The sequence below is a fragment of the Mediterraneibacter sp. 210702-DFI.5.30 genome (assembly GCF_020560115.1).
Taxonomy (GTDB): Bacteria; Bacillota; Clostridia; order Lachnospirales; family Lachnospiraceae; genus Mediterraneibacter; species Mediterraneibacter faecis.
This window is the reverse complement of record NZ_JAJCME010000010.1, coordinates 86,314-103,925: the sequence shown is the minus strand read 5'-3', so window position 1 is coordinate 103,925 and position 17,612 is coordinate 86,314. Positions and strand designations below refer to the sequence as shown.

17 protein-coding genes are annotated in these 17,612 nt (G+C 37.4%); 6 read left to right on the top strand and 11 right to left on the bottom strand.

Annotated features, from left to right (window positions below):
* Positions 1-629: 629 nt before the first annotated feature.
* Positions 630-1,052 (bottom strand): trypsin-like serine peptidase, encoded by a 423-nt coding sequence (locus tag LI126_RS11235; protein ID WP_227165404.1) that lies wholly within the window; start codon positions 1,050-1,052, stop codon positions 630-632.
* A 185-nt stretch (positions 1,053-1,237) separates the two neighbouring features.
* Positions 1,238-1,546 carry a hypothetical protein gene (locus LI126_RS11230; protein WP_227165403.1) on the bottom strand — a complete coding sequence of 103 codons (309 nt, stop codon included), beginning with the start codon at positions 1,544-1,546 and terminating at the stop codon, positions 1,238-1,240.
* A 1,010-nt stretch (positions 1,547-2,556) separates the two neighbouring features.
* Between LI126_RS11230 and LI126_RS11225 the strand changes: the two genes are divergently transcribed.
* Positions 2,557-2,982, top strand: a complete 426-nt coding sequence (locus tag LI126_RS11225) for a GNAT family N-acetyltransferase (RefSeq protein WP_117499555.1) — start codon at positions 2,557-2,559, stop codon at positions 2,980-2,982.
* A 96-nt stretch (positions 2,983-3,078) separates the two neighbouring features.
* Complete coding sequence (locus LI126_RS11220) at positions 3,079-3,795, top strand: AAA family ATPase (RefSeq protein ID WP_117499557.1); 717 nt, start codon at positions 3,079-3,081, stop codon at positions 3,793-3,795.
* A 313-nt stretch (positions 3,796-4,108) separates the two neighbouring features.
* Here LI126_RS11220 and LI126_RS11215 read toward each other — a convergent pair whose 3' ends face one another.
* Both LI126_RS11215 and LI126_RS11210 read right to left on the bottom strand, forming a co-directional pair.
* Positions 4,109-4,363, bottom strand: a complete 255-nt coding sequence (locus tag LI126_RS11215) for a hypothetical protein (protein WP_054754219.1) — start codon at positions 4,361-4,363, stop codon at positions 4,109-4,111.
* 25 nt (positions 4,364-4,388) lie between these two features.
* On the bottom strand, positions 4,389-4,763 hold the full coding sequence (locus LI126_RS11210; protein WP_227165402.1) for a response regulator: 375 nt from the start codon (positions 4,761-4,763) through the stop codon (positions 4,389-4,391).
* 291 nt (positions 4,764-5,054) lie between these two features.
* Between LI126_RS11210 and LI126_RS11205 the strand changes: the two genes are divergently transcribed.
* The gene (locus tag LI126_RS11205; protein ID WP_117498362.1) at positions 5,055-5,774 is read left to right on the top strand and encodes a LytR/AlgR family response regulator transcription factor; all 720 of its coding nucleotides are present in this window, start codon (positions 5,055-5,057) and stop codon (positions 5,772-5,774) included.
* A gap of 134 nt (positions 5,775-5,908) precedes the next feature.
* Here LI126_RS11205 and LI126_RS11200 read toward each other — a convergent pair whose 3' ends face one another.
* Positions 5,909-6,400 carry a hypothetical protein gene (locus LI126_RS11200; protein ID WP_227165401.1) on the bottom strand — a complete coding sequence of 164 codons (492 nt, stop codon included), beginning with the start codon at positions 6,398-6,400 and terminating at the stop codon, positions 5,909-5,911.
* 289 nt (positions 6,401-6,689) lie between these two features.
* Positions 6,690-7,175: an entericidin EcnA/B family protein gene (locus LI126_RS11195; protein WP_227165400.1), complete on the bottom strand. Its 486-nt coding sequence runs from the start codon at positions 7,173-7,175 to the stop codon at positions 6,690-6,692.
* A gap of 158 nt (positions 7,176-7,333) precedes the next feature.
* Between LI126_RS11195 and LI126_RS11190 the strand changes: the two genes are divergently transcribed.
* On the top strand, positions 7,334-8,008 hold the full coding sequence (locus tag LI126_RS11190) for a response regulator transcription factor (protein WP_055157894.1): 675 nt from the start codon (positions 7,334-7,336) through the stop codon (positions 8,006-8,008).
* Positions 8,005-9,357 (top strand): sensor histidine kinase, encoded by a 1,353-nt coding sequence (locus tag LI126_RS11185; RefSeq protein ID WP_227165399.1) that lies wholly within the window; start codon positions 8,005-8,007, stop codon positions 9,355-9,357. The genes LI126_RS11190 and LI126_RS11185 overlap by 4 nt, the downstream gene beginning before the upstream one ends.
* 154 nt (positions 9,358-9,511) lie before the next feature.
* Here LI126_RS11185 and LI126_RS11180 read toward each other — a convergent pair whose 3' ends face one another.
* The 4 genes from LI126_RS11180 to LI126_RS11165 all read right to left on the bottom strand — a co-directional run bounded on the left by LI126_RS11180 (position 9,512) and on the right by LI126_RS11165 (position 14,935).
* Positions 9,512-10,141 (bottom strand): YczE/YyaS/YitT family protein, encoded by a 630-nt coding sequence (locus LI126_RS11180; protein WP_227165398.1) that lies wholly within the window; start codon positions 10,139-10,141, stop codon positions 9,512-9,514.
* Between the two features lie 3 nt (positions 10,142-10,144).
* Positions 10,145-12,388, bottom strand: coding sequence for an alpha-galactosidase (locus LI126_RS11175; RefSeq protein ID WP_227165397.1), 2,244 nt, complete (start codon positions 12,386-12,388; stop codon positions 10,145-10,147).
* Between the two features lie 33 nt (positions 12,389-12,421).
* The gene (melB, locus tag LI126_RS11170) at positions 12,422-13,840 is read right to left on the bottom strand and encodes a melibiose:sodium transporter MelB (protein ID WP_055166942.1); all 1,419 of its coding nucleotides are present in this window, start codon (positions 13,838-13,840) and stop codon (positions 12,422-12,424) included.
* A gap of 177 nt (positions 13,841-14,017) precedes the next feature.
* Positions 14,018-14,935 carry an AraC family transcriptional regulator gene (locus tag LI126_RS11165; RefSeq protein WP_227165396.1) on the bottom strand — a complete coding sequence of 306 codons (918 nt, stop codon included), beginning with the start codon at positions 14,933-14,935 and terminating at the stop codon, positions 14,018-14,020.
* Positions 14,936-15,162: 227 nt separating this feature from the next.
* Here LI126_RS11165 and LI126_RS11160 point away from each other — a divergent pair, with 227 nt between their 5' ends.
* Positions 15,163-16,566, top strand: coding sequence for an alanine/glycine:cation symporter family protein (locus tag LI126_RS11160; RefSeq protein WP_227165395.1), 1,404 nt, complete (start codon positions 15,163-15,165; stop codon positions 16,564-16,566).
* A gap of 104 nt (positions 16,567-16,670) precedes the next feature.
* On the opposite strand, the gene LI126_RS11155 is transcribed toward LI126_RS11160, so the two are convergent.
* Entirely contained in the window at positions 16,671-17,555 is an 885-nt protein-coding gene (locus LI126_RS11155) for an XRE family transcriptional regulator (RefSeq protein WP_195937482.1), read from the bottom strand.
* Between the last annotated feature and the right edge of the window lie 57 nt (positions 17,556-17,612).

Genomic DNA, 17,612 nt, shown 5'->3' with positions numbered 1-17,612 from the left:
AGCTCAATCATTATCATAGAAGATTTTTATTTACAGACTTTTCTTCATAGTCTCTCATTATACTTTGAACGATTAATCAGAGGAGAATGTATTGACCTTTCAGATACAAAGAGCTTTTGCGAATCTTTTATTGCTAATTGTCCAAAACGAAAGTTTGAGCCACTAATATACACCTTATATAGCTTTTCATTATCATCTATTCCTTTTTGTATAGCTGAGTTAATGTATTCATATCCTAACGCCGTAACTACTATTACCATTTTTAACAACATAATAGCTTTAATAATTACCATTTTAACTTACTTTATACTTCCCCGCTTTAGTTTAACCTCTTCACAAAGTCATATATCAGCAGATGCCTTCGTGTTATTTGGATTATTTTTATGTACCTCTGTTTCTAAGTATTTAAAATCAAATATAATTATTATATTCCCAATGCCTTTTTTGATACGTTTAATTATTCACATCTGTTTTATCATAGTAATGCGTATTATTTGGAATAGATATAATTATAAATTATCTATAAATAATGATTATTATGTTATGTCAGAAACGCACTGATTCCATTTGATTCTACTACAAGCTTGCTGGATTAATACTCGACAAGGACAACGCCACTTTTTCAAACATTAATCCAGCAAGTAATCTTTAGATTTTAAAGATAAAAAAGCATAATCTTTCGTCGCATCACGTTCGCTTTGATACGTTGCCGGTAGCACCGCAATTGTTGCCTTATAAGATGCCCCTACTATTGATCCACTGTTATTAACCCCGGGATAAAAAATAATAGAAGAAGGATATCCACCATTCTCTTGACTATATACAACATGCGCAGCTATTGCCACATCGTTCGGACCAAAAAGCCATCCTGTTCCAAATGAACTTGTTCCATCGGGCCAAGTACAACTCACAACACCATAAGAGCAATATGGGAAAGTAGTACTTGATAAACTAGCAGGAATTCTATACCTATCATCAACATCAATAATCGCTCCATATGTTTGAATTCCAGTACTTGATTCCCTCTGGAATGTATGAGTCAACTGAATCACTATTTTGTTCCTCAATTTCTACTATCTTCATCTCATTAGTCTTTAAATCAGACTCAATCATTTCACTTGATTCTGCTACAAATACAGGTATTCCATGTAACAAAAAGCATATTCCTATAATAGTAGCACTCAATTTAAATTTTTGTTTAGCTCTGATTTAGTTGCCTCCTTCATAAATAACAACATCATCTACTGAATACAATAGAATGGGATAATGTATTTTCATTGGATCCATCTTCTGAATTCGGATAATAATATACTTTTACCTCATCCCCTATCTCATATTTATCCTCAAAATCTCCAAATGGCTTTATCCAATATACATTCTCAAATTCGTCTTTTATAGCAATATTATTGGGATAATTAATTTGTACAACATATCCTGATATACTTTGTATTTCTGACAAATATAAAATAGTCAATAATCCTAGTAGTAAAATTAAAATTGAGGTTGCTTTTATAATATCTTTTTTCACATATTTTCGTATTTTCATATTGCTCCTTCAATATTTATATCTTGATCTTAAACTTACGAAATCGGATCTACTAATTGAACATACTAAAAAACATACTATTCCCTAAATCACTCTGTTCCTCGAAAATAATATGTCTTATATTCACCACATTTTTGATTTTATCATTTTATGCACAATATTTTCAACGGTTCATTTATATTTTCAGCAAAACTTACAATTCTCACTTGGTTATTTTATATATCACACAATTCTTTTTCAAAAAAGGGCAATGAGATTTCTCCCACACCCTTTGTCATTTCTTACCTATTTACGATTCCGCTCCATCTCCATCCCCTGATACCGCCTCGGCATTGGCTTTCCCTGTTTCTTTGCAACCTCACAGCGGTGTTTATACAAACGCAAAAGGACAGATTTCCTCTTCTTTGGTACTTCTGGATTCTCCTTTTTCGGTGGCAGATTGTTGATTCTTCCATGCATGAACTTGTGGAGAGTATCACAAGCAGAAGTTTTTTCATACATTCAGAACGAGAAAGTCATGTAACGTCAGCAGCTTCATTTAACACTGCCAATTCAATATCCGTTAGTTTTAATGTGATGATGTTACTTCTCTTGAGATTCTTTTCTTTCTTCTTAGGTGCCATAGTCCTCCTTCCTTTTAGATAAGACATCTTGGATGTGCGATTACACTTTTTAACCGGCTGTCCCTTCCGGTTATATAAAGTGCTGCGATTATCTTTGATAGAGAGCCTACAGATATCTTTGATGTCTGTACGAGGAGGGTATGGGGAATCGGAATCCCCATCAAGAGACTTACCCGGAGGTATGCCGTAGCCATAAAATGGCGATACGGTAATACATGGGTAGATCTTGCTCTATATATGTACCCCTCTATATAACGAAACGCTCAGAGCCTGTTTTACAGTGGGGGAAAAGAAAAAATATCAAAAAAATAATGATTAATGGTGAGCTTGTGATAGAATGAAAAAAAGAGAAAAGCATAAAGGATATAGTTGGGGAGAATATTGGTTATGATTAGAAAGTTGCTGAACGGAGATATCGATAGAGTTGCTGACATATGGTTAAAGACAAATCTGAAAACACATTATTTTATTTCCAATCAATACTGGAAAAGTAATTATGAACTAATAAAAGAAATGATGTCACAATCCGAAGTCTATGTGTTTGAAGCGGATAAAATGATACAAGGATTTGTAGGACTAAATGATGAATATATCGAAGGTATTTTTGTCTCTGATGAAATGCAGTCATGTGGCATAGGTAAACTTTTATTGGATTATATTAAGGATAAAAAAGTTAGCTTACGATTAAATGTATACCAGAAGAATGCCAGAGCAATTTCTTTTTACCAAAGAGAAGGGTTCATTATTCAATGTGAAGATTTGGATGAAGCTACTGGTGAAAAAGAGTACACCATGATATGGAAACAAAAATAGAAATCGGGATTGACCGAACTGAAGGTGAAGAATACTTCTTGTCTAAAGGGCAAGAAGATGGGGATTAGAAAGTGTTTTTTACAAGGAGATGATTCGGTGAATGATCAATTCATACAAGGAGTAATATTTGATTGGGATAAAATTGATAAGGATAGTTATCTGAAGGAAATCAGGGCTTTTAAGGGAGTTGAAAAACTTGATTTTAACAAACCAATTACTTTTTTTGTAGGGGAAAATGGCAGCGGTAAATCAACTTTATTGGAAGCACTTGCCGTAGCACATGGTTTTAATCCTGAGGGTGGAACGAAGAATTATGTTTTTTCTACGCATGATACACATTCAGAGTTGTGTGATGCGATAAGAATTGCCAAAGGCTATCGGAAGGAAAAGTGGGGATATTTTCTTAGGGCAGAAAGCTTTTATAATGTTGCAACGCAGGAAGAAGAATATGCAGATATTACACATCCTTCCGCTAAATATCATGAAAAATCACATGGAGAGAGTTTTCTCGCATTAGCACAGAATAATATGAATCCAAATGGCTTGTATCTTTTTGACGAGCCGGAAGCTGCATTATCGCCGCAGAGACAGCTTACATTGTTGATGCAAATATACAGATGTGCAAAAGCGGGAGCACAGTTTATTATAGTTACGCATTCGCCAATTTTGTTAGGAATACCAGATGCAGATATCTATTGTTTTGATAATGGACGCATACATCTGTGCGAATATGAGGATACAGAGAGTTACCAGGTAACAGAAATGTTTATAAATAATAGGCAGATGCTGTTGGATAGATTACTAACAGATTAGATAATAAAGAAATCGATAAATTCAAGTTTATGAAATCATAGAGTGTATGGATTCAAATTCCCATATACTCTGTCATAATCCATATACTGTCTGCTAATAGTATATGCAAGATGCCGCTTTCAAAAACAAAATTTTTTTATTTTTTGAAAGTGGAAATTATGTAAAGACAACCTGATTCTTTACTTAATTTCAGGAAAAATGCAGAAATCTCAAAAAACTTGCTTTTGACCACTGTAAAACATGCTCTGAGCGTTTCGTTATATGAAGGGATAATTTTTCTTTCATATTTCAAAGAACAGAGGATAAAGAAATGTCACCATTTTATTATATCCATATTTACATTCTGCAATCTGCCTATTTCGGGAACTACTCCCTGTGCACACCATTCATATGTATTGTCTGTGCCATGCCTTTCTTTACAATCTTCGAAAATATATATCCTGTCAGAACCGATATGTCTTCCGAAAAAGCGGATAAATTCATTAATCTGCTCGTCAGGTGTATGATAATTAAGTGCGGATCTAAGTGCTTCATTTATGACCAGTTCATACTTTATGATTGTCTTCATGTTGTTTTCCTCCTGAATGTCTTTCTTATCTTACTTTTTTACATTCAAGCCAGACGGAAAGTCCTTCTTTTATTTTCTGCTCTTCCACAGGTTTCATAAAAAAATATTCTATCCGCAGTCTGAACGCATGAAGCGAAAAATCAAGGTCACTGCACCAGATGATTCCACATTTCGGATACAGGGAACGAAGATGTTCTGCTACATTCAGACCGGACACCCCAGATAATGCGAGAAGCACCACTGTCGGTACTGTTTTCAATGTCCATGCAAAAAATTGTTCCTGATTCTGATAAATTTCAATCAGCGGAAAAACATGCTTCTCTTTGAAGTAATTTCTAATATATTCCGCACTGTCTTGTCCTTCCTGTTCCTGGTCGGTCAATATAGCAATACTATACACAACACCCCTCCCTTTCCGTTTAATGTACTTTCATTTATTATTCTCATTATAAAAAAGTCAGAAATTATTTCAATAATCCTATCACGAAATGACAGAAAATGACACGAATTACAACTCCGTGGTATTGTTTTGTGATATACTGTTACCAGAACGTTTTCGAAATAACTACACCACTTGCTTGTCTGCGGATTCGATTGCACAGATGAAAAAATGTCACTGTGAACGAAGTGTGCAGTAACGAAAAAGTCTCAGCAAGCGGAATTTTATAAATATATATAAGGAAGATTTAGTGTGAAAATTGCAATTGTTGATGATATTTCAGAAGAACGGACACTGCTGCGAAACAGACTGGAATCTCAGTTTTCCAGACGCAATGTCCTTGCAGATATATTTGAATATGAAAATGGAGAAACTTTCCTCACTTCAGCGAAGGAATGTCCTTTCACTGTAGTGTTTCTGGATATTTATATGAACGGATTTAACGGAATTGATACAGCAAAAGAACTTCGAAAATCAGACACTGACTGTCTGCTGATCTTTACAACAACTTCCACTGACCACGCATTAGAGGGATTTCAGGTCCGGGCTCTGCATTATCTTGTAAAACCCTACAGTGAAAATGATATTTCCGCACTGGCAGATGAAATCCTTTCCCGCATCCCGGATTCCGGGAAATACATAGATGTAAAGGTAAACGGCAGTAATATTCAGATTCCTTTCCGGGAAATAATCTACGCTGAACATTTTTCCCACATGATCCACATCCACACTGCCGGTGAAAGGGAACTGGTCACCCGCCAGTCCTTTGATTCCTTCACAACCTCCCTGAAAATGGACTCACGTTTCTATCAATGTAACCGGGGCGTTGTGATCAATCTGGAGCATGCCGTTGATTTTGACGGATCATGCTTTCGCCTTGATAACGGAAGTAATGTCCCCGTCAGCCGGAAGCTGCTCAAAAATGCCAGACAAACATTTATGGAATTTCTGTTCCAAAGGAGGTGCCTGTGACTTTGCCTATTCTACCGGCTATGTCCGTATTTAATATAATGTCTCCGTCATTAAAACTACTATATGATAATTAGGGAGACTGTCCGCCCCGGATAATCTCCCCAATTTCTACATCCTCTTCTCTTAGTCATTTACTATTTTCTCTTTGACTTCTTCCCTTTATTATCCGATTCTTCGTTCTTCTCTTTATCTCGTTTTTCCAATATTCTGCCAACCGTCATAGCTACCAGAATAAATATACAAAGCACAGCGCCTATAGTAGCTATAAGAATCTCGATTGGACTGTCTATTGGTTCTATTTTATATTTACCTTTTGAAGTTCGATAAACAGTTATAGTGTCTTCATCTCCTATTTTAACTCTGTGATAAACGGTGCCTCTTCCTTTATAAGTTTCCCCTTCAACTTCATATGAATAGTTAACATCATATTTTATTATCCTGCTAGACTCTTTATCTTCTTTTGCTTGAGTAATAACTGCACTCACACTTCGAATATCAGTAGAATTTTCAAACTCTTTTTGTTTATTAATTTCATTGAATATGCAGAAGATGCATCCAACCAATCCAATAATAAATAACAGATATACGCCTACAATTTCCCATTTTTCATTCTTTTTTTTATCCATATTTTTTCGCCTCCCCGGTAAGAATATTCTATTCATTATGTTATATTCATAATACCCGATTATTCATATGGTGCCACTATCACTTGTGTTAGTAATCGAATTAATTTGTTTACTCCGGCGTAATTGAAAAGATAAAAAGTAATTGGAAAGGCGAAACCATAGTAGAACGACTCAAAGCATTTCGCAAGCATCCATTCCAAGTAAAACTCAAGAAGGTGATATAAAATCTGTGCCGGGCGATTCTGGTTATTCCCTGACAGATATGGTTTCTGAAGAAGTCGATATGGAATTAATCATCAATTCCGTATTTATTTTCCAGTGCTTCTTCTGCTAATTCCAGTTCATCTTCCAGTTTTTCAATCGTGCGTTCTCTCGCTTTGTATGTCTCGAAGCTAATCTCTTTCATCTGGTAAGCATACTCAAATTCATCGTCAAGCTTATCCAGTTCGTCATCGACTGCGTCTACCTGTTTTTTCAAAGCGTAGAATTGTTCGTGATTCTCAGATGCATTTGTAGATGTTTTTGCATTGTTTACACTTTTTGTTATATTACGGATATCGTTTTCATAAGAAGAGAAATCATAATCCTTTTCGTTCGCATTCTCTACTACGTTTTCTGTGTTACTGATATTATCATCATTGTCATCTGTATTTGATGTCACAACTTCCTGTGTCTTAATTTCTATATCTTCTGCTGCTCCATTATTGGATGAAGTGCATCCTGTAAAAGCAAATATTAATGTGAGAGATAATAAAACTACTAATATTTTTTTCATAATGTGTTCTCCTTCCGTCTCTTGGATGTTTTGTTTTTGCTGTTATATGTATCATATAGGAGGAAGATTAAAAAAAAATTAAAACAAATAGTAATTTCAAAAAATGAAAAAAAAGGACTCTAGCACACGAAAATGATTGGTATTATAATAATTACATTATGAGATTACTGATTGTAGAAGATGAGAATGATTTAAGAAACATTGTCAAAAAAAGGCTTGTCAAGGAACATTACAGTGTAGATGCCTGTGGGGATGGTCTGGAAGCGATGGCTTATATCGATATGACTTCCTACGATGGTATTATTCTTGATATCATGTTGCCGGGAAAGGACGGATATGAAATCTTAAGAGAATTAAGGCAACGAGAAGATGATACACCGGTTCTGTTACTGACAGCAAAAGACAGCATTGAAGACCGTGTCAAAGGACTGGATCTTGGTGCCGATGATTACCTGATCAAACCATTTGCATTTGAAGAACTGCTTGCAAGAATCCGTGTCATGATGCGTAGAAAGCCACAATTTACATCCAATCAACTAAAAATAGCAGATCTTATTCTGGATCGTGACACAAGAAAGGTTACAAGAGCCGGAAATGAAATTGATCTTTCTGCAAAAGAATTTATGGTTCTGGAATGTCTTATGCGCAACAAAAATATCGTAATGACAAGACAGCAGATTGAACAGAATGCGTGGGACTTTGATTTTGAAGGTGGTTCCAATGTGATCGACGTATACATTCGCTATTTGCGAAAAAAAATCGATGCACAATATGAACAAAAACTCATCCACACTGTTCGCGGTGTCGGATATGTAATGAGGGAAAACGAATGAAACAGCTGACGATCAAGAAAAAAATTACGCTATGGTACACCGGAATCATTGCCGTAGTTCTTGGGACTATTTTAGTTCTCGTCCTTCTTTTTGTGGATAGGGTTGGAATTTCTGCGACAGAAGAAGAAATCAGTGCCGCAGTGACTGGTTTCTCTTCAAATATTAATTTTCAGGATGATTCCTTTTATCTTGACGGCGATACCGAATTTTACGATGACGGTATTATGTTTTGTATTTATGACAAAAACGGACGCTTACTTTATGGAACGATTCCAACCCAATTTCCAGAAGAAACTATCCTCAAGTCGAATACACCGCGAATGATAACCAGATCAAATCGAAAATGGATGATATATGACAGCGTTTACACTTACGGTGATGATGAGGAAATGTGGGTACGAGGAATTACCTCCGTACATTCTATAGAACTTTTCATGCAGACATCCGAGAAAATGCTGTTGATTGTATTCCCATTACTCATTATTCTGATTGGGGCCATCGGATATTTTATGATCAAGCGGGCATTGAGACAGGTGGATCTTATCTGCGATGAAGTTGAAAACATCAGCAATGGAAAAGATCTTTCCAAACGATTGTCTCTGCCAAAAGCAAAAGATGAATTATACGAATTGTCGGAGAAATTTAACGAAATGTTCGAGCGCTTGGAATTTTCGTTTGAGAAGGAACGTCAATTCACATCAGACGTATCCCATGAACTGCGGACTCCCGTTGCTGTTATCATTTCCCAATGTGAGTACTTATTAGAAAATGAAAACTTATCTGCGGAAGATAAAGAAGAGATTGCAGTCATCTTAAGGCAGGCAAAACGAATGTCAAAGCTGACAAGCGAAATGTTAATGATCGCCAGAAACGAACAGGATGAGCAGCATCTGATGGAAAAACTGGATTTTGGATTATTAAGCGAACTTGTAATAGAAGAACTGCAGACAAAAGCACAGGAAAAAAATATTGAAATCACCCTGCAAAAGCAGGACGACTTATTTATGAACGGCGACCAGACATTGATTTTGCGTATGATGATGAATTTAATAACCAATGCCATCAATTACGGAAAAACAAATGGACATATTCATGTTATCCTGAAGGTCGAAAATGACCAGATTGTCGGTGAAGTGAAAGATGATGGTATTGGAATAAGTGAGAAACACCTGGACAAAATCTGGGAGCGTTTCTATCGCATAGACAAAAGCCGTTCCAGAGAAAATGGCGGTACCGGTCTCGGCCTTTCTATGGTGCGCTGGATTGTAAACCTCCACAATGGAACCATTCACGTCGAAAGTATCGAAGATATCGGAACGAGTTTTATTTTCCGATTTCCGAAAATATAAGGGGCTATCGCTGTATATCCAATTTCTTTTTACCAAAGAGAAGGGTTCATTATTCAATATGAAGGTTTGGATGAAGCTACTGGTGAAAAAGCAAGGCCCGTATCCGTTCTGGATATGAGCCTTGCAAGAATTGGAGAATTGTAATCCTTAGATTTTACAAGTAAAATCTCTCCAGTTTTGTTTTAAAAAATTGAATCAATGGACCGTTGAAGCAGGCATTTATAATTGTACCAATCCCTACTACCGACCAGATACCCGCCCCAGATGCAGTGGCAAATATAATTCCGATAATCACAACAACAACATCCGAAAGAATCCTTGCTTTATGGAATTGGATTTTTTGATGTGTCAGTTTCTCGATTATAATTGCGACGCTGTCATATGGAGCGATTCCCATATCTGCGACCATATATAGTGCCACTCCCATAGATGCCATCAGCTGAGCAAGCAGCAGTGCAAGGATACGCAGTGGCAGATTCATCTGAATCTGCACTACATCATTCGCTACATAACAAATAAAATCTGCAATATATCCGACAAATACCATATTGATAATGGTCCCCAAACCAATACAGGATCTTGCCTGAAAGAATACAACTACAAGAATGATTGCATTGACAAGCAGTTGCCACGTTCCAAAGCTCCATCCGATAAATCCGCTGATTCCAAGATTCATTGCACTGAATGGATCCACGCCAAATTGTGAAAGTCGTAAGAAAGATACACATAATCCAATAAACAATATTCCCAGTACCATTCCGCTGATTCTTTTTGTCTTCGTCATGCTCTATCTTCCCTCCTGAACTTTTTTGCCTTTCAGCATATATATTCTAGATTCAAAATCGGTACAAGGAGTCACATTCCCAGGCACTTCACCAGCTGTCACATCGGATGTGATCAATCCATAATTCATTAATTCATCCCCGTAATTTTCTGTATGGTTCCATACATTTTCATAAACCATATCCGGGTTCAATCCCTGTAATCTGACACGGCTATACGGCTGATTCACTCCATTTAAAACACGATAGTATCCTACGATTGCAAGCGTGCGGTCTTCATTTGTCACCATCCATACCGTCTCATTTCCTTCGAATGGACTTTTCAGACGATAAAATGTTCCAAACTGTAACACTTCTCGGTATTCTTTCATAAATGTGATCTGTTCTTTTACTTCTTTGATCTCTTCTTCTGTCAATTTGTTGAGATCCAGTTCATATCCAAAAGTTCCAAAGTATGCTACATTCGCTCTTGTATGTAATGGGGTATTGCGAAATACCTGGTGATTCGGGACAACAGACACATGGCTTCCCATACTGCTGAGCGGATAACACATAGAAGTTCCATACTGAATCTTCAGACGCTCAATTGCATCCGAATCATCACTTGTCCATCCCTGTGGTGCATAATACAGCATTCCCGGGTCAAATCTTCCGCCACCGCTGGCGCAGGATTCGAATAATACTTCTGGAAACTCATTTGTCAAACGTTCATACAGATCATATACACCTAGAATATATCGATGGAACACTTCTCCCTGTCTGTCTGAAGGAAGTTTGCTGCTGTAGCATTCTGTAATGCTTCGGTTCATATCCCATTTAATATATGAGATTTTCGACTCCGATAATAACTTTGCCATCATTCCGTAAATATGATCTACTACTTCTTTTCTTGCAAAATCGAGTACATACTGGTATCTGCCGTGTGATGTATTTCTTCCCGGTGTCTGTAAGATCCAGTCCGGATGTGCTCGATAAAGATCAGAGTCTTTATTTACCATCTCCGGCTCAAACCAAAGACCGAATTTTAATCCAAGTGCTTCAATTCTTTCTGACAGGCCTTTGATGCCATTTGGCAGAAGCTCTTCATTTGCCACCCAATCGCCAAGACCAGCTCTGTCATTTCTTCTTGCGCCAAACCATCCGTCATCTAAGACAAACAGTTCTACTCCACATTCTTTTGCTTTCCTTGCAATCTCTACAAGGCGATCTTCTGTAAAGTCAAAATAAGTTGCTTCCCAGTTGTTATTTAAAATCGGTCTTGCCTTATCACGCCAGTACCCTCTTGCAAGTCTCTTAGCATACAACTTCTGGAACGTCTGACTCATGCCATTTAATCCATTTTCACTGTAAACCAGAACTGCTTCCGGTGTCTGAAAGCTTTCTCCCGGTTCTAATTTCCAATCGAATCCTTCCGGATTGATCCCGGCTGTAATTCGTGTCACATCATGTGTATCTACCTCTGCCTGCATACGGAAATTTCCACTGTATACAAGGCTTATTCCAATTGCTTCTCCTGCATTTTCATCTGTGTTGTGACGTTTTAAAGCAAGGAACGGATTATGTTCGTGAGAAGAATTTCCGCGCATGCTGTCGATAGCTGTTATGCCCTGCTCCAATGTTCGATTCTTTATATAGCGCTCCCTGGACCATGCACCGGACAACTGCATCCATTCATAATCCTTATCCGGAAGATCCAGGCTTAAGCTCATCATATTTAATACATGCAGATTTTTCTCACCGGCATTTTCAATATAAGCACTTCTTGCAATTGCACTATATTCATCAAAAATCGTATATAAAAGCGCCAGTTTTGCACCAGTCAAAGCGTCTTTCAGAAAGATGCGCAATGTCTGCGCTTCCTCCTCGGACTCTGTGTAAGTTGCCGGCAATCCGAAGAGTTTCGGTTTTCCGGCAATAATCTCATAGCTTTCATATTGGAACTCACTGATTCTGCTGCCATTTTCCTGCAACAATTCAATTGCCGGATGTCTGTAATCTGTCGTACCATAAACCGGATATTCCTGTCGGATATGTTCCAATGAAAAAGTACGATCCCATTCATATATATATGATGTCATTGGGCGTCCACATTTTTCAACCAGATAAGAAAAATCTGCTTTATCATGAAGTCGTTTTCCAAAATATAATTGTCCCAGATGTCCATTTTCTAATACACATAAGATATAACTGATTTTTTCATTGTATAAATGGAAAGTTTTCGTTTCCTCGTGAAAAATAATCTGTCTCATATACTACCCCTTTTATAATTGAATTGTTGACTCTTAAGCTGTCTGCTTTTTCGCATGCATTTCATTTACTTTTCTTGTGATTTCTTCCATCTTCTCACCTTTTAAAGTGTAGTATTTTTTGTAAATACCAAAGCTTGCAAACGCAAGAATGATTGGAATTACAATCATTAACACGCGAATACCCATTACTGTTGCTGCGCTCTGCGTTACCGCTTTTGCGTTGTATCCTACAATCTGAAGACCAATTCCTGTTAATCCACCTGCTGCTGCCATAGCTGCCTTCATAAGGAATGTCTGTGCAGAGCATGTTACACTTTCATTTCGTACACCAAATTTCACTTCTCCATAGTCGATAACATCTGCCATACAGCATGTTGTTACTCCAAGTGAAAGACCTGATCCAAAGAAAAGAAGCGCACAACATACAATAACTAACACTTTGCTCTGTGGGGCTACATATCCTGCTACACCGAGCAGTACAAATCCAACAATCGGAAGTCCGCATGCAAATGCGTATACTTTTTCACGGCTAATTTTTTCTGCGATTTTCGGGAAGCATAAAAGTCCTGCCATCTCAGCAATAATCGCAAGTCCAAAAATAGAATACAGATATTCATCATGGCATACACATTTGAAATAATATACAGCAAAGCTTTTTGCAATCTGTGTACAAAGGTTAAATGTCAAAAGTAATCCGATAAATGCAAGCAGCTGATCATTTTTTACAATTACCTGAAATGCCTGTTTCAGACTTGTCTTTTCTGCTGATGTACCTAATGTTGATTCCTCTTTTACATTAAATACAGTAATGCCGATTGTAACGATGAAAATAACTGCGATAATGATTGCGAAAAGTGTATATCCTTTTTCTGCGTAGAGATTGCTCTCGCCTGCAACTTTGTTCAGGTAGTTGATAATATAAAGCCCAAATGTTGCTACTGAAAATCCTGCAAGACTTGCGAAAAATCTTGGAATTACGGATACTTTCTCACGTTCGTGAGGATCATTTGTCAAGTTCGGAAGCCATGACCAGTAAGGGACATCCATGATCGTATAAGTCATTCCATATAAGATATACATAACGGATACATATACGTACAATGCTGTTCCTGACAGATTAAAACTGTGGAATAACAAAACAAATACAACTGAATTTACCAATGTTCCGATTACAAGCCAGATTCTGAATTTACCAAAACGTGTATGTGTATTGTCAACAATCATTCCCATCATCGGGTCATTGATCGCATCCCATATTCTTGCCACAAAAAACAGTACGCCGACAAAGGCTGGTGCCAGATACAATGTATCTGTAAAATAAAGCATTAAAAATGCTCCTACTAAATTGCAAATTGCATCTTTACCGATTGCCCCAATTCCAAAACATAATTTTTCTCTTGTAGACGCATATTTATATTGCGGATTTTTCTGAGTTTCTTTTTGATTTCCCATGATTCTCCTCCTCTAACACTCATTTGTTTATTTGTTGTTTAAGTGAAGAAACCTGTGCACTTGTTCCTTATGTTTGTTGATACAAGTATAGCGTACAAAAAAAAGCATCCGTTATACCTTTTTGTTAAGAGTTATATCTCAAATGTTAGGTATCAGATGCTTTTTTTAACATTTTATCTATTCTTTTTCGATGTTTCCTACATAAATTGTTTTATGCTTCTTATATTCCTCCAGTTCATTTTGTGCACGGATCAATCGTTCTCGGGCATCCTTTCTGTTGTCATTACGATATTGGGTCGGCGTTATTCCTACTTTCTGCTTGAATATTTTACCGAAAGCAAGGGAATTACGATAGCCACAGGAAACTGCAATCTCCTCCACAGACAGATCTGTAAGTGCGAGCTGCTCCTTTCCTCTGGAAATTCGAAATTCCGTCAAAAAATCTTTCGGAGAGATTCCAATACTGTTCATAAATATTGTATATAAATAGCTTCGATTTAGTGCCAAATAATTTGCTATATCTTCCACTGTGATTTTCTGTGAATAGTAATTCTTTATATAGGCAATTGCTTCCTGCACATGTATGCTTTCTTTTGTATCATTCGAATATTGCTGAATTTCAATCCCACGAGCCAGTACTGAGAAAAACTGATAGAGCTTTCCCTGGAGATAATAAAGATTTTCTGCAGTTGAACTCGTATGATGAAGCATTTCAAATACAATTTCTTTCAGTTCTTCTCCATATTCACACTCGCATGTAAGCTGACGACTGTTCAGTCCGAGATCTCTGACAAATCTCTGTGCCTCCGTACCACCAAATCCTACCCAAAGGTAAGACCATGGGTCCGTTTTATCTGCCTGATAAAAGGTAAGGCTTTCCGGCTCGATCAGAAAGGCCTGCCCTTCTTTCAGCTGATACTTCGTTTCACCAACCTGATAGATACCTTTGCCCTTCATTACATAATGCAAAATATAATTGGGTCTTGCGGCCGGTCCATAGCTATGTAATGGCTTACATTCTGCAAATCCGCAGAAACACAAATGAAAATCTTTAAACTTTGGTTTTAATAGTTGTAATACGTAAGAATCTTCCATAATCTGTATCCTCTCTTAATCCCTAAGATCACAAGCACTTTCCAGTCATGCTTACTTTTGCTGCTACTCACTCAATAATAGTTAGTTTAACCATTTTCCTTATTCTATCACAGTATCGTATTATTCTTCCATCAGTTTTCAAGCCAAGTACTAAAATGTAAAAAAACTTGCAAATCCATCTTCTTTCCGTTAATATATTGACAACAAACAGGGAAAGGAAAGAAGGTATGTTTCAAACAATTATTGGTACAATCAGTTCTTTTATGTACAGCAAGCTACTGGTCATTCTACTGATTGGTGCGGGAGTCTATTTTACAATCCGCACAAGATTTCCGCAGGTAAGATTATTTAAGAATGCTTGTGGATCCGTGATGGAAAAGCCGGAGGATAAAGGGGCAATTTCCTCTTTTCAGGCACTTATGGTTTCAACAGCATCCCGTGTGGGAACGGGAAATATTGTCGGGGTTTCATCGGCGATTTGTATAGGTGGATTTGGTTCTGTATTCTGGATGTGGGTGATTGCGATCATCGGAAGTGCATCTGCACTGATCGAGAGTACATTGGCACAGATTTATAAGAAAAAAGGGGAAGATGGAAGCTGTTATGGAGGACCGGCTTACTATATTGAAGCGGCACTTCATTGTCGCCCGCTGGCAATTGTTTTCTGCGTTGCAATGATTTTAACCTACGCATTTGGATTTAATATGCTGGCATCTTATAATCTGCAGTCTACATTTTCAGTATTTTCTTTTTATGAGGCAAAGATGAGTCCCTGGATCATCGGTGGGATTTTGGCAGTGCTGACAGGATGGTGTCTGCTTGGCGGCGGATCACGTATCGTAAAAGTAACTTCAATGGTTGTGCCGGTAATGGGGATTGCGTATATCGGAATTTCACTTCTGGTAGTAATTATCAATATTCAGAACGTGCCGGCAATGTTCGTGCGTATTTTTGAAGAAGCATTTGATTTCAAAGCAATTTTCGGAGCATTTTCCGGTTCAGCCATGATGCAGGGAATCCGCCGGGGACTCTATTCCAATGAGGCAGGTATCGGTTCCGCTCCGAATGCATCGGCTTCGGCAAATGTCAGCCATCCGGTAAAACAGGGGCTGGTACAGATGTTATCCGTATTTATTGATACTTTGTTGCTTTGTACAGCAACAGCAATGATGTGTATGTCATCCGGGATTGATCCGGCAAAAGAATTGCAGGGAGCACCATGGGTGCAGGCATCTCTTCAGGAATCACTTGGTTCTTTCGGGCCGATCTTTATTACAGTTGCAATGGTATTTTTTGCATTTACAACTCTGCTCGGAAACTGTTTCTATTGTGACAATCTTTTAATCTACATTCACAAAAAACAGCCGGAAAAAGCTTTTATGAAAGGCTTCAGACTGGTATCGGCACTTGCAATCTTTCTGGGCGCAGGAATGGAGATGTCTCTTTTGTGGGATCTTTCCGATGTACTGATGGGGGTTATGGCGCTCATTAACATTCCGGTTATCCTGATTTTATCAGGGATTGCATTTAAAGCGATCCAAGATTATGAAGCGCAGTTAAAGCAGGGAATCAACCCGGTTTTTAAAAGTGCAGACATCGGTCTTAGACAAAAAACAGATTTCTGGAGATAAAACAGGATAATGGGGGAGACTGTCCGAACCATCGGATAATCTCCCCCAATTTCTACATCCTCTATTTTATAACTAAAACTTTCTGTGTTTTAATGGATAGCTTTTTACTTTTTGTTACTGTGGTATTTTTTATAGAAATAAATATAGGATATTCCACCTGGAATACTGATCCAGATAAGCATTGTTACAACAGACACAATCTCAAAATCAGAAATTGTTAATGCACAGGCTATATACAGCAATACCATCGGAAATGAAATAAATCCTAAAATTCTATGTGCAATCTTCCAGGTATCTTCATCACGCACAGTCCATGGCAAACGAAGGCCGGTATGTCTGTTATATGGCAACTTCGGCGATACAATACCTATAAAAACCATTATGCAAGACAATAATACCATAGCAAATAGTTTCTCTCCATTTTCCGAAAAAGTAATGACATCAACTGCACTCAGAAAAGCAAAAACAATACCAATGATTAAAATGCTAATATTGCAAAGTGTGGTAACACGGAAAATACCAATTCTTAAATCGTCAGTTGTTAGACTTGTAAACAAAGCCAAATTACGATACAGTACGATAGCTGCAATCAGCATACATATTCCTGCCATTAGAATTGATACGACTTCATTTTTCACACTCATTGTAATCATCATAGATAAAAATGAAACAAACAGAATCAGACCTCTTTTCTGGTTTGCCTGATACAACAACTTTTCTTTTTGCTTTTTTCTTGCCAGCTGTTCATTTAGTTCCGCCAATTCTTCCGCCAAATTCCCATTACTATGGATACTCTCCTCAATTCCAAGCAATTGACTAACCGATACATCAAGCAAATTTGCCATTTCAATCAAAACATCTGCATCCGGAATAGATAATCCCTTTTCCCATTTTGAAACTGTCTGCCGAACAACATTTAACTTTACTGCCATTTCTTCCTGACTCATTCCCCTTGTTTTTCGGAAATGCTTTATATTCTCATTAATCATAATTTCATATCCCTTCTATTCGATATGTACATGTACATTATAAATTATACGAATATG